Raw genomic sequence first — 25,831 nt, 5'->3', positions numbered from 1 at the left:
TAAAGAAAGTGCGGTGGAATGTTAGATGACTGAGGAAAATATGACGAATGTGCAAGGGAATGCGAATGAATATAGTGATGATCAGATTCAAGTTTTAGAAGGTCTGGAAGCTGTTCGTAAAAGACCGGGTATGTATATTGGTTCTACTAGTCAACGTGGTCTACATCATTTGGTCTGGGAGATTGTCGATAATAGTATTGATGAGGCTCTCGCTGGATTTTGTACGGAAATTGAAATTACAATTGAGAAAGATAACAGCATCACTGTACGAGATAATGGTCGTGGAATTCCAACGGGGATTAACGAAAAAGTAGGACGTCCTACGGTAGAAGTTATTTTCACAGTGCTACATGCCGGCGGTAAATTTGGCGGTGGCGGTTACAAAGTTTCTGGTGGTTTGCACGGTGTTGGTGCTTCTGTCGTGAACGCTTTGTCGACGAATCTAGAGGTACAGGTTCATCGTGATGGCACTCAGTATTACCAACGTTTTGAGCGTGGGGATGTTGTAATGGACTTGGAGGAACGCGGTGATTCTGATTATCGCGGAACGATTGTTCATTTTACTCCGGATCCAGAAATTTTTAAAGAAACGACGGATTTTGAGTATGATACGCTTAGAACGCGTACGAGAGAGCTTGCTTTCTTAAACCGTGGTTTGCAAATTTCGATTGAGGATAAGCGTGAGGGTCAAGAGCAGCGCCAAGATTATCATTATGAAGGCGGAATTAAGTCTTATGTAGAGCATTTAAACCGTTCGAAAGAGGTTATTCATGAAGATCCTATTTACATTGAAGGTGAACGTGATGGCATCATGGTGGAAGTTTCGATGCAATACAATACGGGCTTTTCGAGCAATTTGATTTCATTCGCGAACAATATTCATACGTATGAAGGTGGGACACATGAATCAGGTTTTAAGACGGCTCTGACGCGTGTTATTAATGATTATGCGCGGCGTAATAAGCTGTTTAAAGAGAGTGATGATAACTTGTCTGGTGAAGATGTGCGGGAAGGCTTGACAGCGATCATTTCGATTAAACATCCTGATCCACAATTTGAAGGACAAACGAAAACGAAGTTAGGAAATTCCGAAGCGCGTACAATCACGGATAAGCTATTCTCTGCAGCTTTAGACAAGTTCTTGATGGAAAACCCTACCGTGGCTAGAAAAATCGTTGATAAGGGCGTTGTGGCGAGCCGGGCGCGTCTGGCAGCTAAACGGGCGCGTGAAGTAGCGCGTAAATCAAGTGGTTTAGAAATTTCGAGTCTTCCTGGTAAACTTGCCGATTGTTCTTCTAGGAACCCTGCGATCAGCGAACTTTACATCGTAGAGGGTGACTCTGCCGGTGGTTCGGCTAAGCAAGGACGTGATCGTTTATTCCAAGCGATACTTCCAATTCGTGGTAAAATTTTGAACGTAGAAAAAGCGCGTTTGGATAAAATTTTAGCGAATGAAGAGATTCGGACGATTTTTACAGCAATGGGAACTGGTTTTGGCGGTGATTTTGATGTTGCGAAATCACGTTATCATAAATTAATTATTATGACCGATGCGGATGTTGATGGTGCGCATATTCGGACATTATTGTTGACGCTTTTCTATCGTTATATGCGTCCATTGGTAGATGCTGGGTATATTTATATCGCGCAACCGCCACTTTATCAAATCAAGCATGGTAAAACGCAGGAGTATGTTTACAGTGATGGTCAGTTGGAAGACTATTTGGCGACATTGGACGCGGATACGAAATATGGTATTCAGCGCTACAAAGGTTTGGGTGAGATGAATCCTGAACAATTGTGGGACACGACAATGAACCCTGAACATCGTACATTACTTCAAGTGAATATTGATGATGCTATTGCGGCTGATGAAACGTTTGAAACGCTTATGGGTGATAATGTGGAACCGCGCCGTAAATTTATTGAAGAGAATGCGCAGTACGTTAAAAACCTCGACGTCTAACTGTCTTTCAGCGCACCAGCAAACGCTCGCGTCGTTAAAGGCTCCGTTCCAGTGCTCATGTACAAGTCGTACATTCCGCTCCGGTACTCGCCTTTGCCTAGCAGCTAAGCATTTGCTGACGCGCTGAGGTTTCCCGTTTCAAGTCGGGGGACAAGAACAAGGCAAGAGCTTAGAGATAAAAGAATATTAATATTTCCCGGGAAATACTGTGGGAAATACATATTATATGGGTTGTAATTTGAAGGAGGTTTCTTGAAAAATGTCAGAAACACCAGAGTCAAGAGTGACGGAAATCAATTTAAATAAAGAGATGCGTACTTCTTTTCTAGATTATGCAATGAGTGTTATTGTGGCTCGTGCTCTTCCAGATGTTAGAGATGGCTTGAAACCTGTGCATCGTCGGATTTTGTATGCGATGAATGATCTTGGTATGACGTCTGATAAGGCTTATAAGAAATCAGCGCGTATTGTCGGTGAAGTTATCGGTAAGTATCATCCGCATGGTGATACGGCGGTTTATTTCACGATGGTTCGGATGGCGCAAGATTTTAGTTATCGTAATATGCTTGTTGATGGGCACGGGAACTTCGGGTCTGTCGATGGAGATATGGCAGCTGCGATGCGTTATACGGAAGCTAGAATGTCCAAAATTTCGATGGAGCTTTTGCGTGATATTAATAAAGATACCATCGATTATGTTGATAACTATGATGGTTCGGAACGTGAACCTAATATTTTGCCAGCTCGTTTTCCTAACTTGCTTGTCAATGGTTCGTCAGGGATTGCGGTTGGGATGGCGACAAATATTCCAACGCATCATCTTGGTGAGGTTATCGATGGTGTGCTTGCGTTAAGTAATAATCCTGATATCGAGATCCGTGAGCTGATGGAGCACATTCCTGGTCCTGATTTCCCTACTGCTGGGATGATTATGGGACGTTCTGGGATTCGCCGTGCTTATGAAACTGGTCGTGGTTCGATCACGCTTCGGGCTCGTGTGGAGATTGAAACGAAGAGTAATGGTAAAGAGACTATCGTGATTACGGAGTTGCCATATCAAGTGAATAAAGCGCGTTTGCTAGAGCGTATTGCAGAACTTGCGCGTGAGAAGAAAATTGATGGTATTACATCTGCTAATGATGAGTCTGACCGTACAGGTATGCGTATGGTTATTGAGGTTCGTCGTGATGTCAGTGCCAGCGTTATTATTAATAATTTGTATAAAATGACAGCTCTCCAAACAACTTTTGGTATTAATATGTTGGCACTTGTTGCGAACCATCCAAAAGTGTTGAATTTAAAAGAGATTTTATATCATTACTTAGAGCATCAAAAAATCGTTATCCGTCGCCGTACGGAGTTTGAACTGCGTAAAGCCGAGGCTCGTGCGCATATTCTAGAAGGTTTGCGGATCGCGCTTGATAATATCGATGCGGTTATAAAATTAATTCGGGCTTCGAAAACGGCAGATATTGCCAAAGAAGGTTTGATGACGCAATTTAGCCTTTCTGATAAACAAGCGCAAGCGATTCTGGATATGCGTTTGCAACGTTTAACTGGTTTGGAACGCGATAAAATCGAGGATGAGTTTAATAGTTTGATGGCTCTTATTACAGATCTAAAAGCCATTTTAGGTGACGATGAGCGTATTTTGGAGATTATTCGTGAGGAATTGACGGAGATCAAAGAGAAGTATGCGGACAAACGTCGTACGGAAATTTTGGCGGGTGATTTGGTCAGTTTGGAGGATGAGGATTTAATTCCTGAAGAGGAAGTCGCGATTACGCTTACGAATAAGGGCTATATTAAGCGTCTGCCGCTTTCGACTTATCGTAGTCAGCGCCGTGGTGGTCGTGGTGTGCAAGGAATGGGCACGCATGAAGATGATTTTGTGGAGCACCTTGTAGCTACGAGTACGCATGATACGTTGCTATTCTTTACGAATACGGGGAAAGTTTATCGTGCAAAAGGGTATGAAATTCCGGAATACAGCCGTACTGCAAAAGGAATTCCGATTATCAACTTGCTTGGCATCGAGAGCCAGGAGAAAGTGAATGCCGTGATTAATCTGCGCGACTTCACGGATGATCAATATTTGTTCTTTACAACGAAACTCGGCGTCGTGAAACGTAGTACGTTGACGCAATTCGCGAAGATTCGTCAAAGTGGTTTACGTGCTGTGGAACTTCGTGAAAATGATGAATTGATTTCGGTTCAAATGACAGACGGTAGCAAGAAGATCATCATTGGAACGAAATTTGGTCAATCGATCTACTTTGAGGAGACTGACATTCGCGTTATGGGTCGTACAGCGGCTGGTGTGCGCGGTATTCGTCTTCGTGAAGATGATGAGGTTGTCGGGATGGAAATCTTGGAAGATGACGAGAAAGTGCTTGTCGTGACGGAGAATGGCTATGGTAAGCAAACATTGGCGAGCCAGTACCCACTTCGTAATCGTGGTGGTATGGGTGTTAAAACCATCAACATCACGGAGAAGAACGGAAATCTTGTCGCTCTGAAAACTGTAACTGGTGAGGAAGACTTGATGCTGATGACTATCGGTGGCGTTTTGATCAGGTTCTCGGTTGGTGACATTTCTCAAACTGGCCGTAGCGCGATGGGTGTGAAACTGATTCGTCTGGACGGTGACGAATTTGTAGCGACAGTTGCAAAAGTGCCGAAAGAAGAAGAGGACGAGTTTGTGGATGAGGAAGCTTCTGATGGTGAAGTGCCTGGCATAGAAGAAACATCTGCAGAAAATGAAACAACAGAGGAATAATAATCAGAGCAATAAGTTTGATTCTAAGCTTATTGCTTTTTTTTGTATGTTATTTTATGGGGATAACTAAATTAATTAACCCGAAACTATTGTTATTCACATGTGGATAAGTTAAAATAAAGGGTAGGATATTTTTAAAATCATTGAAAATCTGGAGATGTGGATAACTATTTTCGGATAATTATATAAAACCAATCATTATTAGCTTTGGTGAAAGCGGAGCAAATGTTGATGATATGCACAGGTCATGTGCCAAAATTTATTCGATTAGGAAATCAGGCTTCTTTGTGAGCATTTTTTCTAGGAAGGTGAGGGTAAAGAATGGAATTTGATACAATTGCTGCGATCTCAACACCGCCGGGCGAGGGAGCCATTGCTATTATTCGTTTGAGTGGTGATGAGGCGATTCAGATAGCGGATCGCATTTTTTGTGCGCAAAAACCGCTTGGCGAGGTAGAGAGTCATACGATACATTATGGACATGTCGTCGATCCTAGTACGAAGGAGACGATCGAGGAGGTCATGGCGACGGTAATGCGTGCCCCGCGGACGTTTACTCGGGAAGATGTGGTCGAAATTAATGCGCATGGTGGGATTGTTTCGGTGAATCGGGTGTTGCAATTATTGCTTCGAAATGGGGCGAAATTGGCGGAGCCTGGCGAATTTACGAAACGGGCTTTTTTGAATGGACGGATTGATTTGTCGCAAGCAGAAGCGGTGATGGATTTGATTCGTGCGAAGACGGATCGCGCGATGGGTGTCGCTTTGCAACAGATGGACGGGAGTTTGTCGCGGCTGATTCGCAATTTAAGACAGGAAATTTTAGATGCTTTGGCGCAGGTCGAAGTGAACATAGATTATCCGGAATATGACGACGTGGAAGAGATGACGCAGCGGATGTTGGTGGAGAAGGCGCAATTGGTGCGGGCGTCGGTGGAGCAGTTGCTATTGACGGCGCAACAGGGCAAGATTTTGCGTGAGGGACTGGCAACGGCGATTATTGGTCGGCCGAACGTTGGGAAATCATCGCTTTTGAACCAGTTAATTCAGGAGGAAAAGGCGATCGTGACGGATATTGCGGGTACGACGCGGGATATTATTGAGGAGTATGTGAATGTTCGCGGTGTTCCGCTACGCCTCATTGATACGGCGGGGATTCGCGAGACGGAAGATATCGTTGAAAAAATTGGTGTGGAACGTTCGCGCAAAGCTTTGCAGGAAGCGGATTTTATTTTGTTGGTGTTGAATCAAAATGAGTCGCTGAGTGTGGAGGATGAGGCATTATTTGAGGCGGTCGCGGGTCAGAATTTTGTGGTCGTTTTGAATAAGACGGATTTGGCGAGACATATTGATGTGGCGCGGGTTCGGGAGCTTGCTGGGGAACATTCGGTGGTCGAGACGTCGCTTGTGAATGATGCGGGACTTGCGCAGCTTGAGATCGCGATTAAGGATTTGTTTTTCGCAGGGGAAATTGATGCGGGTGACGCGACCTATGTTTCGAATGCGCGCCATATTGCGCTTTTACACGAGGCGATTGGTGCGATTGAGGCAGTTATTGATGGCGTGGAAGCTGGGATGCCAGTGGATATCGTTCAAATCGACATGACGCGGGCTTGGGATTTACTTGGAGAAATTATCGGTGAATCGGTGCAAGATGAGTTGCTTGACCAGTTATTTAATCAATTTTGTTTAGGAAAGTGATGTGTTAAAATATGCAAACTTATGATGCGGGATATTATGATGTGATTGTTGTTGGTGCGGGACATGCGGGCGTGGAAGCGGGCTTAGCTAGTGGTCGAATCGGTGCGAAAACATTGATGCTCACAATTAATTTAGATATGGTGGCGTTCATGCCGTGTAATCCTTCTGTTGGAGGCCCGGCAAAAGGCGTCGTTGTGCGCGAAATCGATGCGCTCGGCGGTGAAATGGGACGAAATACGGATAAAACGCACATTCAAATGCGGATGCTAAACACCGGAAAAGGTCCAGCGGTTCGTGCGTTGCGTGCGCAATCGGATAAATGGGATTATCAACACGAAATGAAGCATACGATTGAAAAAGAGGAAAATATTACGTTGCGTCAAGGCTTGGTAGATCGCCTTGTTGTGGAAGATGGTGTTTGTAAAGGCGTTATCACGAACAGCGGCGCGATTTATTACGCGAAAACGGTCGTGTTGACAACGGGGACATTTTCACGTGGTGAGATTATTGTCGGGGAACTGCGTTATTCGAGTGGTCCGAACAATCAGCAGCCGTCTATCAAGCTTTCTGAGCACTTGGAAGAGCTTGGTTTTGAGTTGCGTCGTTTTAAAACAGGTACACCGCCGCGCGTGAAGTCGAGTTCAATCGATTATTCGCAGACGGAAGAACAGCCTGGCGACGATGTTCCGCGTGCTTTTAGTTATGAAACGGTGGACTTCATTATGGATCAGTTGCCATGTTGGTTGACGTATACAAATGAGGCGACACATCAAATCATCGAGAAGAATTTGCATCGTTCGCCGATGTTTACTGCGACTAAAAAGGGAACGGGTGCGCGTTATTGCCCGTCGATTGAAGACAAGATTGTGCGTTTTAGCGATAAGCCGCGCCATCAAATTTTCTTAGAGCCTGAGGGTCGTAATACGGAAGAGGTTTACGTGCAAGGTTTGTCAACGAGTTTGCCAGAGGATGTGCAGCGTGAAATGTTGTCAACGATTCCTGGACTGGAAAATGTCGAGATGATGCGTGTTGGTTATGCCATTGAATATGACGCGGTGATGCCAGAGCAATTGTGGCCGTCGCTTGAAACGAAGCGAATCGAGAATTTATATACGGCAGGTCAGTTGAATGGGACAAGTGGCTATGAGGAGGCTGCAGGGCAAGGCTTAATGGCTGGAATCAACGCAGCGCGCCGTGCATTTGGGAAAGAGCCTGTTGTGCTTGGGCGCGATCAAGGCTATATAGGTGTTCTCATTGACGATCTTGTAACGAAGGGAACGGATGAGCCATATCGCTTGTTGACGTCTCGTGCGGAGTATCGCTTGTTGTTACGCCACGACAATGCCGATTTGCGCTTAACAGAGATTGGTCATGAAATTGGTCTAATCAGCGATGAACGTTATGCTCGTTTTGTAGCGAAACGTGAAGCTATTGAGGCTGAAAAACAACGACTGAAAACGACGCGTATCAAACCGACTGCCGCTGTTCAAAAAATGTTAGTTGATATGGGTAGCACGGAGCTCAAGGATGGCGTTTTAGCTGCGGATTTCTTAAGACGCCCGGAGATTACGTATGATATTTTGATGGAAATTGTTCCACGTGAAACATCATTGACTCCAGATATCGAAGAACAAGTCGAAATCCAGATTAAATACGAAGGTTATATCGAGAAATCATTGAACCAAGTGGAAAAAATGAAGCGTATGGAAGGCAAAAAAATCCCTGAAAACATTGATTATGACGCGATTGGTAGTTTAGCAACAGAAGCATTGGAGAAATTAAAGAAAATTCAACCGCTCTCGATTGCGCAGGCTAGCCGTATTTCAGGTGTTAATCCAGCAGATATTTCCATCTTGTTAGTTTATATTGAGCAAGGAAAAATCGCGAAAGTAAAGTGAGGGAAAAACGTGAATCCAGAACAGTTTAGAGAACAGTTATTGCAAAAAGGTATCGAGTTATCTGATGAGCAAATGGTGCAATTCGACACGTACTTCAAGATGCTTGTAGAATGGAACGAAAAAATGAATTTGACGGCAATTACAGATCGCGATGAAGTGTATTTGAAGCATTTTTATGACTCAATCTCGGCTACTTTTTATGTTGATTTTCAAAAGGTAGGAACGGTTTGTGATGTTGGTGCTGGTGCTGGGTTTCCAAGTATTCCAATCAAGATTTGTTTCCCACATTTAGATGTAACCATCGTGGATTCCTTACAAAAACGGATTACCTTTTTAGATGCACTTGCTACGGAATTGAAGCTGGATAATATCCATTTCCACCACGCAAGAGCCGAAGAATTTGGCCAAAATAAAGCATTTCGCGGCAGTTTTGACTTAGTTACTGCTCGTGCTGTAGCCAGAATGAGTGTGTTGACGGAACTTTGTTTACCGCTTGTCAAAAAAGGCGGTTTTTTCCTAGCGATGAAGGCGATGCAAGCGGAGCAAGAGCTGAAAATCGGAGCGAAAGCGATCGCAACACTTGGCGGGAAAGTCAAAGATCACTATGCGTTTTCGTTGCCAATCGAGGAAAGCGAGCGCCATTTATATTTGATTGAAAAAGTAAAAGAGACGCCAAATAAGTACCCGCGCAAAGCTGGGACGCCAAACAAACAGCCAATTGAATGAAAAGCATGTATTTATAAGCAATTTTCTGCTAGAATGGACAGTAGATAAAGCGTGACGGTATGCACGCTCAACTTTAGAAGGGATGATATGATAATGCCTTTTTCGCGTTTATTCGGAAAGAAAGACAAGGAATATATTGAGATTGAAACGGAAGAAATCGTGGAGGAATTCGCGCAACAAATCGTGGAACTTCCTATCACAGCTATCATTCCGAATCGTTATCAGCCTAGAACTGTCTTTGATGCATCCAAAATTGAAGAATTAGCCAGAACAATCCGGATTCACGGTGTCATTCAGCCAATTGTTGTACGTGAATACGAGCCTGAGAAATACGAGATTATTGCTGGCGAGCGCAGATTTCGCGCTGTTTCTTCCTTGGAATGGGACAGTATCCCTGCTATCCTCCAAAACCTCACAGACGATGAGGTAGCATCTATTGCGTTGATTGAAAACTTGCAACGTGAAGAATTGACGCCAATTGAAGAGGCCAAAGCGTATCAGAGTTTGCTAGACATGCAAGAAGTTACCCAAGAAGCACTGGCTCAACGCGTTGGAAAAAGCCAATCCGCAATTGCCAATAAATTACGCTTGTTGAGATTGCCAGAAACCGTTCAACAAGCCGTTTTAGATAAACAAATTTCTGAGCGTCATGCTCGATCATTGCTAGTTTTAGAAACGGAAGAGCAGCAGCAAGACGTGCTAGCGAAAATAATCGAGAACAAGTGGAATGTGAAAGAAACCGAGCAACACATTGAAACTCTCATCACCAAGCCAAAGTCCAAAAAAGTAAAGCCGAAGCGCCAAGCAATTAGTCGTGACGTTCGAATTGCAGTAAACACGATTAAGCAGTCCATCACAATGGTGCAGGATAACGGAATGGATTTAAAGATGGAAGAAGAAGAGTCGGATGATTACTATCAAATCACAATCCAAATCCCCAAGAATAAAGCTAAATAAGATTTCAAAACAGATTTCCAAAATACAGGATTTCTGTTTTTTTATTGATATCGGGATTCCCTCGCGCAAGTAAGGTGCAATTTTTCATGAAAACCTATACAATAAAGATAGAACGATAGATGAAGGAGGGAAGCGGGGCACGGGAAGTGTGCTACTGCGAATAATATGGCGAAAATAATTTTTGTAAGAGATGAACAAGATGAATTTCAAGCATATGATTTCCTACACAGTTTAATAAGCGAACAACCTTTAATGTCGACCCTTTTATTACAAGGCCTACTGCAACTAGAAAAAGCAGAAACAAGAAAATTAACAACAGGACATCAGGTTTTACCCGAAATTCACTTAACGATCGGCAAAAATCAGTCGTATTCACTGCAAACAAATAAAATCGAGACGTCAGTGGATCAGCCAATTCAAGAAATGAAAGTCCATTTCAAGGATAAAAACTGTCGGATGCTTTACTTTACGGCTTTTTCCGAGACAGAAACGTATTATTGCTTCGTAAAAGGCTATTTTAAAGATCGCAACCCATTCAATGACAAAATGAGCGCATATCGTGAGGAAGTGAAACGTATTTTCCTGCGCCGCGCTGAAGCGAAACTTAGCATCGGAAAAGATGATTATGAGTTTGAGACGCTAAAAACATTGGCATGGGAAAATGAAGCGATCGTTCACTACTTAGACAGTTTTTCGGCGCGTCTAGGTCAGCTCATCTTCGCAAAACGTGTGAAAAAGAAATGGTCACAACTAGATTTAAGTTTAAAATCTGATTTATCACCGCTTGTTGTTTCGCGTTTAGAAGCGGGGGACCCAGATATGAGTGTGCGGATGTATCAAAAAGCATGTGAAGTGCTCGATGTCTCCACAGAATTTAAAGAGGATCATTTGACGATTCACTAAAATTGTATAATAATCACGGAATGGTTTCTGATTTTAATCGGGAACCATTTTTTAATATTGTTGAAATAGAAACAAAAATTGACTATACTATTAGTAACGCACGGAATGGAGGATAGGCCATGAATAAAGAAGACGAAGTGTTGGCGCGAGTTCGGGAATTGTATAATAAGATGGCTTGGCTCAACAAGTTGAAGATGGAGGAGAGCCTTAAAGGATACACGCCTTCTGAGGTACATTGCATCGAATACATGGAGGAAAACGCCGATTCAAACGTGACTATACTTGCGGATTCCTGCTATATGACACGCGGAGCTATTAGTAAAATGACGAAGAAACTCATAAAAAAAGGCTTAATTGAAAGCTATCAGAAGCCGGATAATAAGAAAGAAATTTATTTTCGCCTAACTGCACAAGGTAAAAAAGTCTATAAAATTCATGATGATCTGCACAATGAGTTTAAAGAACGCGATAAAGTTGTTTTTGAGGAAGTAACAGAGGAGCAATTTGATAGTATGCTTCGATTTGTGGACAGGTATAGCAAGCATTTAGACACGGAAATAGAGAAATTAGATATGCAACCAGAGTAATGAAACGTAAGCGACATGGCAGTTCCACTTTCTATTATGGAAGGTGGGACTCTTTTTTGTTGACAAGGAAACTAAAAAGGGTTATTATTGTTGACGAGGAAACTAAAATGCGAATTTCAAAGGAGAATTTACATGTCTAAACTTAAATCACCAAAGGAACAAAACACAGAACAAGCTATCAATAAACACGCTCTAGTATTTGGTCTTATCTCGGTATTTCTTATCGGAATAGGTTTTAGTATCATTACGCCCGTCATCCCATTCTTAGTGCAGCCTTACATAAACGATCCTTCCAATCAAGCTATCGTTGTGACGCTACTAATGTCTGTTTACGCTATCTGTATGTTTTTCGCAGCGCCTGTACTTGGGGCTTTGAGCGATAGATACGGTCGCCGTCCATTACTCCTAGTGAGTCTTCTCGGTGCATCAATCGGCTTTTTCGTTTTTGGTATTGGAGGAGCGCTGTGGGTATTGTTTGCTGGGCGCATTATAGAAGGTATAACCGGTGGAAGTATCAGTACGATTTTCGCCTATTTTGCGGATATTACCCCCCACGAGCAACGGACAAAATACTTCGGTTGGGTGGGCGCAATGGCTGGTGCTGGTTCTGTGATGGGTCCAACGATAGGTGGATTGCTTGCTACTCATTTCGGTTACGCCGCGCCACTTTACTTTGGTGCCATTATCGCCTTGCTAAATGTAGTTTACGGATTCTTCTTCATGCCTGAAAGCCTAGATAAGAAAAATAGACTGCAAGAAATCAAGCTTACAAGACTGAATCCATTTACCCAACTTTTCGAAGTCCTTTCTATTAAAAATTTGAATCGATTGCTGATTGCGGCGTTCCTACTTTGGATACCTAATGGCTCGATGCAAGCTATTTTGTCTCAGTTTACAATTGATACGTTTAGCTGGAAACCGGCACTTATTGGCCTTGTATTCTCGATTATCGGTTTTCAAGATATCATTTCACAAGCTTTCATCATGCCACAACTGTTGAAAAAATTGAGTGATAAGCAGATAGCGATTCTTGGTATGATCGCAGAAATTACCGGCTACGTCTTTATTGCAGCATCGACCTTGCTTTCGACTGCTCCTTTGTTTATCATCGGGATATTTATCTTCGGTTTCGGTGATTCGATCTTTGGGCCTTCGTTCAATGGTATGCTTTCGAAGTCTGCAGATGCGAGTGAACAAGGTCGGATTCAAGGTGGAAGCCAGTCTATCCAAGCTTTAGCCCGCATCATTGGACCGATCATCGGCGGCTTTATTTATGTAAGACTTGGGCATGCTGCACCAGCTGTTATGGCAATTGTTCTGATAGCAGTTGCCGTACTTGTTTTATATAGAAGCAAGCTAGTTACAACCGATTGAAAACGTATGTTCTCATTTGCTTGACTTTACTCGCGAAAACCCTTAGAATTAAACCTTCACGCATTCAATGTGAAGAGGGGGAATTCTTATGAGTAAGACAATAACAGCGCAAGAAAGACAGGACTTTAAGACGATACCGATTGTTACGGCTTTTCTAATTGCAGGATTTATAGGCTTGTTTAGTGAAACAGCTTTAAATATGGCACTTACGGATTTAATTCGTGTATTTGATGTAAGTTCAGCAACCATTCAATGGTTAACGACGGGGTACTTGCTCACACTGGGGATTTTGGTACCAGTTTCAGGACTCTTATTACAATGGTTTACCACGCGAAAACTATTTTTTGCATCGGTTGGGTTTTCCATTGTGGGGACATTGATCGCAGCTTTAGCACCAGATTTCGGTGTCTTGATGGTGGCACGGGTCATCCAAGCTATCGGAACAGGGCTTTTGCTACCGCTCATGTTCAATACAATTCTGGTCATTTTCCCAGAGCATAAAAGGGGTTCGGCGATGGGGCTTATCGGTCTTGTTATCATGTTTGCACCAGCAGTTGGACCAACGATTTCTGGACTAATTATCGAAAACTTAACATGGAACTGGATCTTCTGGATCGCTTTACCGTTCCTTGTATTCTCATTACTTTTTGGACTGCGTTATATGAAAAATGTATCCGAAATCACAAAACCGCGCATTGATATTTTATCGATTATTTTATCGACGCTCGGTTTTGGGGGAATTGTATACGGATTTAGTAGTGCCGGTGAAAGTGGCTGGGGTAGCGCGCTTGTTATTACGACTATGATTATCGGTGCGGTTAGCCTAGCATTATTTGCTTGGCGCCAGCTCACAATGGATCAACCGATGATGGATCTGCGTGTTTTCAAGTTTCCAATGTTTACGCTTGGATTACTGATCGTTTTTATCGCATTCATGATTATTTTGTCTACGATGATACTATTACCGCTCTATTTGCAAACAGGACTAGCCTTAGCCGCATTCTCAGCAGGACTAGTACTTTTACCGGGTGGTGTGATAAACGGTCTCTTATCACCGGTTACAGGGCGTCTGTTCGATGCATTCGGCGCGCGCGTACTCGTGGTTCCAGGTTTTATCGTTTCCGTTGTGACACTGTGGTTCCTAACACAAATCACATTAGACACGTCTGCTACGACGATCGTTCTTTTGCATAGTGCACTGATGATTGGCGTTTGTATGATCATGATGCCAGCGCAGACGAACGGTCTCAACCAACTACCACCAAAAATGTATCCAGATGGTACAGCGATCATGAATACGTTACAACAAGTTTCTGGTGCCATTGGTACAGCGGTGGCGATCACGATTTTGTCGGCGGGTCAAAAAGCATACATGGCGACTGTGACGAATCCAGGACCGCAAGACTTGGCCGCATCACTCGTTGAAGGTTCGCGTAATGCATTTACGTTCGGCCTAGTGATGGCGATTATTGGCCTGGTTATCTCTCTATTTTTACGTAAAAAAGCATAAAAAATGAGCCGTGTCGTTAAATTTCTGACGCGGCTTTTTCCTATAATGAAATTTATTTTCGCATAAAGTAAGACGAAACCCTATTTTTTTGATAGAATAGAGTATGAGAAGTGTAGCGAAACTACTAATATATGAGGGTTGGTGAAATAGATTGAGCAAAGTGATCGCACTAGCAAATCAAAAAGGTGGCGTGGGCAAGACGACGACATCTGTTAACTTAAGTTCCAGTCTTGCGTTTTTAGGTAAGAAAGTACTGCTTGTGGACATCGATCCGCAAGGGAACGCATCGAGCGGAGTTGGTATCAACAAAGGTGAGATCGAGCATTGTGTTTACGATGTGCTAGTTGATGATGTTGCACTTAAAGATGTCATTAAACCAACAGCTATGGAAACGTTAGAAGTAGTTCCTGCTACGATTCAACTTGCTGGAGCAGAGGTTGAGCTCGTTCCCGCCATTTCACGTGAAATCCGTCTTAAAAAGGCGATCGATTCCGTGCGTGATAACTACGATTATGTCATTATTGATTGCCCGCCATCCCTAGGCTTGCTAACGCTAAACGCGCTAACTGCTTCTGACACGGTTTTAATCCCTGTCCAATGCGAATATTACGCGTTAGAAGGCTTGAGCCAGCTATTAAATACGATTCGGATCGTTCAAAAACATCTGAACGCAGACTTACAAATTGAAGGCGTATTACTGACGATGCTTGATGCCAGAACGAATTTAGGTATTCAAGTTATCGATGAAGTGAAGAAATACTTCCAAAATAAAGTGTTTGAAACGATTATTCCACGTAATATTCGTTTAAGTGAAGCACCAAGTCACGGTAAGCCGATTATTTTGTATGATGACAAATCTCGAGGTTCGGAAGTATACGTAGATCTTGCAAAGGAAGTGATTGCACATGGCTAAAGGATTAGGAAAAGGGATTAGCGCGCTGTTCAATAATATTGATCAGAACGAAGAAGCAGTACAGAATATCCCTGTTAGCGAAATCCGTCCAAATCCATATCAACCACGTAAAACATTTGATCCTACAGCACTCCGCGAATTGCGCGATTCTATCAAGCTCCACGGTATTTTGCAACCGGTTATTTTGCGGAAATCTGAACCAAAGGGCTACGAACTGGTTGTTGGTGAGCGTCGTTTCCGCGCAGCCAAGGAAGCTGGTTTAGAGGTTATTCCAGCGGTTGTTCGTACACTCGATGATCGCGAAATGATGGAGTTAGCCGTTTTGGAGAATTTGCAACGGGAAGATTTATCCGTGCTTGAAGAGGCGGAATCCTACGATTTGCTAATGAAAAATCTGGACTTAACGCAAGCGAAATTGGCTGATCGTTTAGGAAAAAGTCGTCCGTATATCGCCAATATGGTTCGCTTACTTTCATTGCCAGCAGAAGTTCAAGTGATGCTTCGTGACGGTTCGTTATCGATGGGACACGCTCGTGCACTGCTCGGGTTGAAAGATAAGAAGAACATCAAACCAGTCGCTAAAAAGACGGTGGCGGATGGTTTGACGGTTCGCCAGTTGGAGAAATTAGTCGGGGATTTGAACGGGAATGTTTCACGTGAAACACCTAAAAAGCAAGAAAAAATCCCGATTTTCATCAAAGAAAGCGAATCACAATTGCGTGATAAATTCGGAACAGCGGTTTCTATTAAGCGTCGTGATAACAAAGGTAAAATTGAGATTGAATTTTTATCTGAGGACGATTTAGGTCGCATTTTAGAAATCTTAGATGTTCAGTTTGATGAGGATTAAGATGTATGGAACAGACTTTTAATCTAAATGATATTGTCGAAATGAAGAAGCAGCATCCATGTGGTACCAATCGTTGGCGGATTATCCGACTGGGAATGGATATTCGGATTAAGTGTGAAGGTTGCGGACATAGTGTGATGATTCCAAGACGCGAGTTTACGAAGAAAGTGAAGCGGGTTTTGGAGAAGGCTGAATGAGAATAAAGGATGTATTAAATAAACACTGAAGTCTTGTTAGCATCTTGCTAAACAGGGGTTCAGTGTTTTTTATACAATCACCTTAGAAGAATAATGTTGCACATATGAATAATTTTAATTTAAATCGTTTGTAAATATTTTAACATATATGGTAAAATGACTTAACGACTTGATAAGCTATAGTTATATATGTGAATTACCCTGAAGTGGGACGCTTATTCTGCTCATATAATATTACTATACGACTTCCTTTAGGGCTTTTTATACGTAAAAGCGAATTAGAGGGGGCTTTTTAATGTGGAATAAATTACGAAAATCTGGACTAATACTATTTGTAGTTGTATTATCTTTATCACAAGGATTGACGAGCTTAAATGTTGTAGCGCAGACGACAGATGATGAAAAGAAGCCAGTCCAAGTGGAAAGTATTCATCTAGCTAATACTGAGAAAACTTATCAAAATGGGGATATAGTTGCTTACAATGTGGCTTATAGCGCGGAACCAAGCAAAGTGGAACAGGAGCTGTCGATTACGTTGCCACAAGAGCTTGCGGATGTGGTAACTAAAAATGATATATTACGTGAGGATAATAGCGACATTGGAAAATATACTGTACAAAATGGTGAACTTAAAATTAGGTTAGCAAGCTCGGAAAAACCGGTATTGGGTGTTCTTAAGCTAGAGTCTAAATTGAATTTTGAAGAATCCAGTAAAACCGTTCTAGCACTTAGCTTCAAAGATTCTAATGGACAAATATTTAAACAAGATCTACGGATTACTAAACAAAAAGTAATAACAAAAGCCGCGCTCAAAGAAAAAATAGCAACAAAAGAGATTGCTGAAAACATTTTGATGGCAGCTGTGTTAACGGATAGCTCAGGACAAAGTTTTAATTTGACGGATAATCGGCCAACAACGGATGAGGCAGTGAAATTGCAATTCGAATGGTCGCTTGATGATTCGCTTAATGTCAAAGAGGGGGATACTTATACTTTCAATCTCCCAAACGCGTTTAAAATGTACAATGCGCTAAAAGGTGATTTAACTGTTGGTGGTGTAAAATATGGGAAATACACGGTCAGTGAAGATGGAACGGTAGTCCTCACTTTCAACAAAGAGGCGGAAACAACTTCGAATGTGAGCGGATTTTTGACGATAAACACGACATTTAACAAGTCGGCGTTGACAGGTAGTACAGAACAAACAATCCAGTTACCGACAAAGCAGGACAATCAATTAGATCTTAGTTTTGTACCTGAAAACGGGACAGCTATCGAAAAATCAGGAAAACCAAACAAAAATTTTAATGCAGACCAGATCAATTGGCAAATCAATGTAAATACGGAAAAAGCGGTTTTGAAAAATGCTACATTAACAGATCCAATTCAAGCAGGACAATTGCTTTTAGCAGATACAATTAAAGTTTATTACATGGACGTTGCGCTTGATGGCACTAGTAAAGTCGGCGCGCTTGCAGACCCAGCAGATTATACAGTTACGACTAGTGGCGGGGACTTTTCGGTGGCGTTTAAAGATGGTGCTACAACAGCTTATCGAGTACAATACGCGACTGCAATTACAGATACGTCTGTTGGGACTTATAGAAATGAAGCATCGTTTACTAACAACAATACCGCACCGAAGAAAGCAAGCGCCTCCGTTGGTGTGAATTTTGCGAAACCGTTGACTAAAAAAGCAAGTTATGACGCCTCTAAGCAAGAGGTAACGTGGACGGTGGAGTATAACTACGATGAAAGAGAATTTAGCCAGAGTAACGCCTATATAAAGGATTTATTTGATAATACGCATGATTTGGTAGCTGATTCTTTTACTGTAAAAGAAGTGAAGTTGGATGCGAGTGGTAAGGTGACGCTGGGTAACACAGTAACGAATTACCAAGTAACTAGCATGACAGAGGCAAATAAGAATGGCTTCACGCTACAATTTAATGAGCCGATTGATAAGGGCTACCAAATTACTTATAAAACAAAAGCGAATGGGATTGTCAGCGCGGATGGTAGCGTCTCAAACACCGTGAGTAACGCCTCTGCCACATCTGCGACAACAAAACAGAATTACTCCCAGCAAAATGTTATAAAAACGGCGAGCAATCCGAATTACCAAACTAAAACGATAGATTACAAAATCGTTCTCAATAACAATAAATATACGCTAAATAATGCGATTTTGCATGATGTTGTTAGTTCTGGAGGTTTGGAAACAAAATATGATTCACTAAAAATCACGAATGACGACAACAATGCGATTTTGCAAAAAGATATCGACTATACGTTGATTCCAAATGGAACAGGCTTTGATATTAAGTTGATCGGCGCATACCAAACCAACATGAAAAGTAAGCTGATTGTGACATATACGGCGGATTTTGACTATAATGATGTTAAGACGACGAATGGAAATTTCAATAACAAAGCGTATGTGGATTGGGCGCTAACTGATGGAAAAACACTGACAAGCTCGACGACGAATTCTTTTAATCCTGGTGCGGTGACGAAGGCGAATGGGTTTAAAATCGGCACATATGACGCCAAGCAGAAAGAAATTAGCTGGATGATTGGCTTTAACTATAACTATACAGCGATTGATCAGGCAGTCCTTAAAGAAACCTTACAAAATGGGCAAAAAATTGTTCCAGGAACGCTATCCGTGAATCAGCTTGATTTAGGGCCAAATAAAGAAACGTTTAATGTTGGTGCTACAGTGGATGCCGCGGACTACACAGCCACGCAGAGTGGGGATAATCTGAGTGTCACTTTTAACAAGCCAATTAATACGGCGTATGTGGTAAGTTTTAAAACATCCGTTGATGGCACGCAAATAAAAGCGGAGTATCCGAATACGGCCCAATTACTTGATAACACAAAACCATTAACTAATTTAGATGCAAAAGTGGCGATTCCAAACGGTGGGAAATACGTAACGAAAGACGGTGAGCAAAAAGGTAACTATGTTAATTGGGGCGTCAACATCAATGAGAGCCAGTCTACGATTTCGAATGCAAAACTAGTAGACACGCCAACCAATAATCAAATTTTGTTAGCAGATTCATTCAAGTTGTATCAAACAACAGTAGCAAGTAATGGTACGATTACGACTGACTATAGCAAGCCGCTTCAAGCAGGAACGGACTACACAGTGAATATTCAAACCGATACCACAACGGGACAACAGAGCTTCACGTTATCCTTTTTGAAAAAAATCAATGAGCCGTATCGCTTGGAATATCAGAGTTTCTTAAACGCGGCGGACAAGGAAAAAGTGAGCAATAAAATAACGCTATCGGGAGACGAAATTACGACGGAGAGCACTAATTCAGCAAAAGAGATGGTTGTTCGCATGTCAGATGGTAGCGGTGGTGGAACCGGCGAACGTGGGACAGTGCAACTCGTTAAAGAGGATCAAGTTACGCATGAGCCACTTGCTAACGTAGAATTAGCTCTTTACGATGAATCTGGAAAAGTTCTGATTCGGACGGTGACAACCGGCGCGCTAGGGCAAGCTGATATTGCGAATTTGCGCTACGGAAATTATTTGTTAAAAGAAACGAGGGCGCTTGACGGCTACATCATTCCGAATGAGCTCAGAACTGGGAAAGTCATCACTGTGAAAAAAACAGCAACAAAATATATTATCGAAAATCCGAAGTTTGTCGGGAAATCCATATTAACAAAAGTGGATAAAGACACGAAGCTGCCACTGGTTGGCGCAGAATTCACCTTGATAAAAGCTGGCACAGGACCAGTTTCAGGCTATGAAAATCAAACGACAGACCAAAATGGAGTTGTATCAGCAGATGGCCTGGTGCCCGGTGATTATTTCTGGGTAGAGACGAAAGCGCCATTTGGTTATGAACTAGATCCGAATAACAATACGCCATTTACGATAAAAGAACAGCAGATTACACCGGTGAGCCTAGTGGCTGAAAATCAGATTATCCTTGGTTCGGTGCACTTAGCTAAAGTCGATCAAGATACAGGACAAAGCATTTCTGGCGCAATTTTCCGCTTACAAAAAGCAGACGGAACCATCGTTAAGTCGGGCTTAGTAACAGATTCGCAAGGAAACATCACCGTCGATAATTTGCGCCCTGGAGCATACGAATTTGTAGAAACAAGTGCCGCACCTGATTATAATTTGGATAGCACGCCACTTAGTTTTTCCATTATAAAGAACCAAACATCGAGTGTTGAGGTAAAAGCTGTGAACAAGCAAAAAACAGGCAGTATGCAGTTGACCAAAACCGATCAAGCTACAGGGGCGCCTCTTGCTGGTGCGGAATACTCGGTGAAAGATGCGGATGGTAACCTAGTAAAATCCAAGCTGACAACGAATACAACTGGCGTACTTTTGGTGACAGATCTAATTCCAGGCGATTATACGATTACGGAAACGAAAGCCCCGGAAAATTATAAGTTAGACCGTACACCACTGCCATTTACTATCGTGAAATCACAAACATCGGCTGTTAAGCTAACTCATAAGGATGAAATTATTAAGGGTAGCATCCAATTAACGAAGGTAGATGATAAAGTAAATATACCGTTAGAAGGTGCGATTTACAAGCTGTTAGATGCGAATGGGAATGTGATCAATCCAAGCCTCACTACTGATTTTAGAGGCCAATTACTCATTCAAAATTTGCGTCCAGGTAAGTACCAGCTCATTGAAACCACGGCACCAGAGGACTACGAGTTAGATGCAACACCGGTGGCATTCACAATTGTGCCAAGTCAGACCGAAACACTAAAAATAAAGGCAACAAACAAAATTATTCCTAATGCTATTTTGTTAACGAAAAAAGATGCCGTCACAGGAGCCGTATTGTATGGTGCAGAATATGAAGTGCAATCAAATGGAATGGTTGTGAGATCAGGACTAACAACAAATGAGGATGGGCAATTTATCATCGGTGATCTTTATCCAGGTTCTTACAACTTAGTAGAAACGAAAGCGCCAGATGGTTATCATCTGGACAGCACACCGATTACTGTCGATATCCCAGTTTCGCGCGATACGCCGTACGAAGTAACAGCCACAAATGAGATGATTAAAGGCTCTGTGACACTTCTCAAAACTGATGCCACAAGTGGAGAAACACTGAGTGGTGCAGAGTATCAACTTTATGATGAGGCTGATGTGTTGTTAGAAGACAAGCTGGTAACAGATCAGACTGGCAAGATTGTGGTTGATAATTTAAGATCGGGTTACTATTACTTTGTTGAAACGAAAGCTCCGGCGGGTTACAAGTTAGATAGCACGAAACATCCGTTTGTTATTTTTCCAAATCAGCAGGAAATGGTAACTGTCAAAACTACGAACAGCTTACAGACTGGAGTCGTGAAAGCCGTTAAAAAAGATGCATTTAATCAGCGCATTCTAGATGGTGCCACTTTTAAAATCATTAACAAAAAAGGGGAAACCGTACGCGATAATATCACGTTAACTGGTGAGACACAGATCGATACGCTTGCACCAGGAGACTACGCGTTTGTAGAAATGAATGCTCCTTTTGATTACGAAATAGACAAGACACCGATACCATTTACGATCGATCGCTCACAGCAAGAACCGCTAGAAATAACGATTGATAATGAAATGGTGAAGGGCAGTGTGAATTTAACAAAGACCGATGCAGAGACAAATGAGCCATTGCTTGGGGCAGTCTATCGTTTGGAAGACAGCTCTGGAAAAGTTTTGAAAACAAATATAGTAACAAATGCCGCCGGAGAGCTGAAAATATCCGACTTACGGCCAGGTGATTATCGTCTCGTAGAAACAAAAGCACCGAAAAATTACAAGGTAAATAGTACGCCGATCGATTTTGTCATTATACCTTCACAAGCCGTTCCACTTGAAATTACAACGACAAATGAGATTATCAAAGGTACCGCGATCTTGAGAAAAGTAGACGGAAAAACAAATAAGGCACTAGAAGGCGCTGAATTTGAGTTGAAGGACATAAATAATCAAGTGATCAAGGCAAAACTACGCAGCAACACTAACGGTCAAATCGTGATTTCCGACCTCCGACCAGGAACTTACGCGTTCATAGAAACCAAGGCGCCAGAGAACTACAAACTAGACGCGAAGCCAATCTCAATCCAAGTGAAGGCCGATGAGACAGCGAACCAGACCTTCCAAGCTAAAAATAACCTCATCACGGGATCTGTAAAAATCGTGAAAAAAGACAAAAAAACCTCCGAGAATCTCAGCGGCGCCACCTTTGTATTAAAAAATGAATCAGGTGATATCATCGCAACATCCAGTGAAACAGATAAGAATGGCGAAGTAACCATCGCGAATATCGATCCAGGCCAATACGTTATCTCCGAGAAAAAAGCACCATTCGGCTATGATCTTGATAAAAAGATTAGCGTACCAGTGTTGATCGCATACTCGCAAAGTCAAGTTCCTGTCATTACTTTCAAAAATGACATCCAAACTGGTAGAGTCATCGTACACCTCAAGGACAAGAAGACCAATAAGCAGATTCACACCGGCAAGTTTGTGTTGAGAGATGCGAATGGAAACATAATCAAAGATAACATTGAACCAAGTAAAATTGGTCAGATCCTGATTGATACATTGAGACCTGGAAAATACACTTTTGAAGAAAAAGAAACACCACAGAACTATTTGAAACAAAAAGGGAAAGTTCATTTCACCATTGAAAAAGGCGTGCAAACCCCAGTACAATTGACTCTAGAATACGAGCAGAAGCCTACAGAAACAGGTAGTATTGTTGATCCAAGAGAAGGCAACGGTAGCACGGGGGGGAAAGGCGGTACATCAAAAGGTTATCCAAGCAATCTTGTCATTCCAACAGGAAACGATCGAATCACAAAAATAGCTACGATCAAAGGAGGCACCAAATTGCCAGCAACCGGCGACAGAGGGATAGGTTGGGCAGTATTGATAGGCGCGTTGTTTATCTCTGTTTCTCTGAGGAATCTGTTTTCGAGGAAATGATGTATAGTTCATGCGTAAAAAAACGGAAAGTATTCTAACACGACATTCATTGTGCTAGGATACTTTCCGTTATTATTGTACTGCTTAAGCAATGAAGTTTATAGATATACTAACAGCGATCATGACGGTTGTGAGCCCGAGACAAAGCTCATTTTTACATAAAATCAGTCTCTATCTATTTCCCACCAAATAAATCTTTAATACCGTTCACAATATTTCCAACATCACCAAGCGATTCCGTAATGTTTGCGTTTTCCGTTACTTGATCGATCACGCCACCAGCTTGCTCGGTAATTTGACCAGTAATTTCCTCGGGATTGATTTGTTCAGTTAAGTTCTGTGCTTGCTCTGTCAGATCTGTTGCGCCCCCAGTTACTTGGTCAACAACATCACCTGCACCGCCAAGTAAATCTGTTACTTTCTCTGTTGCCACATCTTTCAAAAAATCGAATAAAGCCATCTAAATCATCTCCTTATCGTGCTATTTTCATATGCTCCCGTCGTTCAAAAAGTACGCAAAAAAGACCTTACGTAAGAAACGTAAGGTCTCGCAAACAATGATGACATTGCTAGTAAAGCCGGGGTTGCCCCGTATTGACGACTTTACTATTACTGCTACTCCCCTTATCGGGAACGAGAATATGAATTACTTGTAGAATACCATAATTTCGTGGCAAGTGCAAGGTCATCCTTATTTTTGGAATATAAGTGATCACCCTAGTTTTTGCAAGGGCTAATAGTTGTTTTCCGAGCATATGTTTTGTAGAATAGAGTTAGTATTACTTTATAATTATTATAAAAACGGAGGTATGTGTGAATGACAAAAAAACTAACAACAAACCAAGGTGTTCCAATCGGTGATAACCAGAATTCGATGACGGCTGGGCGTCGTGGACCAACATTATTAGAAGATTACGTGCTGATTGAAAAGTTAGCTCATTTCGATCGCGAACGTGTTCCTGAACGTGTCGTACATGCTCGTGGAACTGGTGCACATGGCGTATTTAAAGTGAAGAATAGCATGAAGAAATATACGAAAGCAGCATTTTTACAAGAAGAAGGACAAGAAACAGAGGTTTTTGCTCGTTTTTCTACTGTAATTCATGGTTTGCATTCTCCGGAAACATTGCGTGATCCACGTGGATTTGCGGTTAAATTTTATACAGAAGAGGGAAATTATGATTTTGTTGGTAATAACTTGCCTGTATTCTTTATTCGCGATGCAATTAAATTCCCGGATGTTATCCATTCACTCAAGCCTGATCCAAGTACGAATATGCAAGACGGAAACCGCTACTGGGACTTCTTTAGCTTGACTCCTGAGGCTGTGACAATGCTTACATACTTGTTCAGCGATGAAGGAATTCCTGCTTCTTACCGCCAAATTCGTGGTTCTAGTGTCCATGCATTCAAATGGACAAACGAAGAAGGCAAAACCGTTTATATCAAAATGCGCTGGGTGCCAAAAGCGGGTATCGTGAACCTTTCGACGGATCAAGCGTCACAAATCCAAGCAAAAGAGTTCAGCCATGCGACTCGCGATCTTCATGAAGCGATCGAAAACGGCGATTTCCCTGAGTGGGATTTGTTTATTCAAGTGCTTGACCCAGCGGATATCGATAACTATGATTTCAACCCGCTTGATGCGACGAAAGATTGGTTTGAAGACGTGTTCCCGTATGAGCATGTTGGAACGATGACGCTAAACCGCAATCCAGAAAACATTTTTGCGGAAACGGAATCGGTTGGTTTTAACCCTGGTGTACTTGTACCGGGAATTTTGCCATCGGAGGATCGTATGTTACAAGGTCGTTTGTTCTCGTATTCGGATACGCAGCGTCACCGTGTAGGCCCGAATTACTTGCAGTTGCCAATTAACAGTCCAAAAGTGGATGTGAACAACAACCAGCGTGATGGCGCGATGCCGTTCAAACAGCAAACGAGCTCGATTAACTATGAGCCAAATAGCTATGACAACACGCCGAAAGAAACGCCGCGTTATGTGGAAGATGAGCAAGAATTGATCGCGGGTATCGTTGGTCGTTTGGAGCAAGAAAAGCCGAACAACTTCGGTCATGCGCGTGAGGTTTGGAATCGTTATTCTGACGCGGAACGTGATGCGTTAGTGAACAATATTGTTGGCGATTGGGAAGGCGTACGTGAGGACATTCGTGTTCGTAATCTGCGCAACTTCTACCAAGTGGAGCCAGTCTTTGCAGAACGCGTAGCAAAAGGAACGGGTATTGATTTGGAGAAACATATTTCTGATTTGAAATAAGTTAAGATGAACCGGTGGGGCGTGATGCTCTGCCGGTTTTGTTGTTAGGGCTGTTCGCATTGCAATGAGCTACAGCCCCAATATGCATGAGAGCGAAGCGAACATGTAAACCTTACACATAATATAGACGCTTTCGTTCGATTGAAGTATATCTCCTACGAAAAATCGCAACTAAAATAGTGTTTATGAATAGAAAGCTAG

16 protein-coding genes are annotated in these 25,831 nt (G+C 42.3%); 15 read left to right on the top strand and 1 reads right to left on the bottom strand.

What is annotated here, in order from left to right:
- Positions 1–25: 25 nt before the first annotated feature.
- From gyrB to HCJ54_RS08525, 14 genes are all read left to right on the top strand, one after another.
- A complete protein-coding gene (gene gyrB, locus HCJ54_RS08590) occupies positions 26–1,966 on the top strand; it encodes a DNA topoisomerase (ATP-hydrolyzing) subunit B (RefSeq protein WP_185410533.1) in 1,941 nt (646 codons plus the stop codon).
- 259 nt (positions 1,967–2,225) lie between these two features.
- Positions 2,226–4,745 carry a DNA gyrase subunit A gene (gyrA, locus tag HCJ54_RS08585; RefSeq protein ID WP_185410535.1) on the top strand — a complete coding sequence of 840 codons (2,520 nt, stop codon included), beginning with the start codon at positions 2,226–2,228 and terminating at the stop codon, positions 4,743–4,745.
- Positions 4,746–5,066: 321 nt separating this feature from the next.
- Positions 5,067–6,446, top strand: coding sequence for a tRNA uridine-5-carboxymethylaminomethyl(34) synthesis GTPase MnmE (mnmE, locus tag HCJ54_RS08580; protein WP_187137345.1), 1,380 nt, complete (start codon positions 5,067–5,069; stop codon positions 6,444–6,446).
- An 11-nt stretch (positions 6,447–6,457) separates the two neighbouring features.
- Entirely contained in the window at positions 6,458–8,344 is a 1,887-nt protein-coding gene (mnmG, locus tag HCJ54_RS08575) for a tRNA uridine-5-carboxymethylaminomethyl(34) synthesis enzyme MnmG (RefSeq protein WP_187137344.1), read from the top strand.
- A gap of 9 nt (positions 8,345–8,353) precedes the next feature.
- A complete protein-coding gene (gene rsmG, locus HCJ54_RS08570; RefSeq protein ID WP_187137343.1) occupies positions 8,354–9,070 on the top strand; it encodes a 16S rRNA (guanine(527)-N(7))-methyltransferase RsmG in 717 nt (238 codons plus the stop codon).
- A 93-nt stretch (positions 9,071–9,163) separates the two neighbouring features.
- Positions 9,164–10,027 (top strand): nucleoid occlusion protein, encoded by an 864-nt coding sequence (gene noc, locus HCJ54_RS08565; protein ID WP_187137423.1) that lies wholly within the window; start codon positions 9,164–9,166, stop codon positions 10,025–10,027.
- Between the two features lie 165 nt (positions 10,028–10,192).
- Positions 10,193–10,930, top strand: coding sequence for a helix-turn-helix domain-containing protein (locus tag HCJ54_RS08560; RefSeq protein WP_036066430.1), 738 nt, complete (start codon positions 10,193–10,195; stop codon positions 10,928–10,930).
- A gap of 119 nt (positions 10,931–11,049) precedes the next feature.
- Positions 11,050–11,517, top strand: coding sequence for a MarR family winged helix-turn-helix transcriptional regulator (locus HCJ54_RS08555; protein WP_187137342.1), 468 nt, complete (start codon positions 11,050–11,052; stop codon positions 11,515–11,517).
- A gap of 132 nt (positions 11,518–11,649) precedes the next feature.
- On the top strand, positions 11,650–12,891 hold the full coding sequence (locus HCJ54_RS08550) for an MFS transporter (protein WP_187137341.1): 1,242 nt from the start codon (positions 11,650–11,652) through the stop codon (positions 12,889–12,891).
- A gap of 88 nt (positions 12,892–12,979) precedes the next feature.
- Positions 12,980–14,401, top strand: a complete 1,422-nt coding sequence (locus tag HCJ54_RS08545; RefSeq protein WP_036066434.1) for a DHA2 family efflux MFS transporter permease subunit — start codon at positions 12,980–12,982, stop codon at positions 14,399–14,401.
- Between the two features lie 151 nt (positions 14,402–14,552).
- A complete protein-coding gene (locus HCJ54_RS08540) occupies positions 14,553–15,314 on the top strand; it encodes a ParA family protein (RefSeq protein ID WP_036066436.1) in 762 nt (253 codons plus the stop codon).
- Positions 15,307–16,164, top strand: coding sequence for a ParB/RepB/Spo0J family partition protein (locus HCJ54_RS08535; RefSeq protein WP_185410578.1), 858 nt, complete (start codon positions 15,307–15,309; stop codon positions 16,162–16,164). The genes HCJ54_RS08540 and HCJ54_RS08535 overlap by 8 nt, the downstream gene beginning before the upstream one ends.
- Before the next feature lie 5 nt (positions 16,165–16,169).
- Entirely contained in the window at positions 16,170–16,361 is a 192-nt protein-coding gene (locus HCJ54_RS08530; protein ID WP_187137340.1) for a DUF951 domain-containing protein, read from the top strand.
- A gap of 295 nt (positions 16,362–16,656) precedes the next feature.
- Complete coding sequence (locus HCJ54_RS08525) at positions 16,657–23,352, top strand: SpaA isopeptide-forming pilin-related protein (protein ID WP_187137339.1); 6,696 nt, start codon at positions 16,657–16,659, stop codon at positions 23,350–23,352.
- Between the two features lie 175 nt (positions 23,353–23,527).
- Here HCJ54_RS08525 and HCJ54_RS08520 read toward each other — a convergent pair whose 3' ends face one another.
- Positions 23,528–23,812, bottom strand: a complete 285-nt coding sequence (locus HCJ54_RS08520; protein WP_187137338.1) for a hypothetical protein — start codon at positions 23,810–23,812, stop codon at positions 23,528–23,530.
- A 357-nt stretch (positions 23,813–24,169) separates the two neighbouring features.
- On the opposite strand from HCJ54_RS08520, the gene HCJ54_RS08515 reads away from it, so the two are divergent.
- Entirely contained in the window at positions 24,170–25,630 is a 1,461-nt protein-coding gene (locus HCJ54_RS08515; RefSeq protein ID WP_187137337.1) for a catalase, read from the top strand.
- The last annotated feature ends 201 nt before the right edge of the window (positions 25,631–25,831 follow it).

This window comes from Listeria grandensis, from assembly GCF_014322885.1.
GTDB lineage: Bacteria > Bacillota > Bacilli > Lactobacillales > Listeriaceae > Listeria_A > Listeria_A grandensis.
Note: the sequence above shows the minus strand (reverse complement) of the source record. Positions and strands in the feature narration are given on the sequence as shown.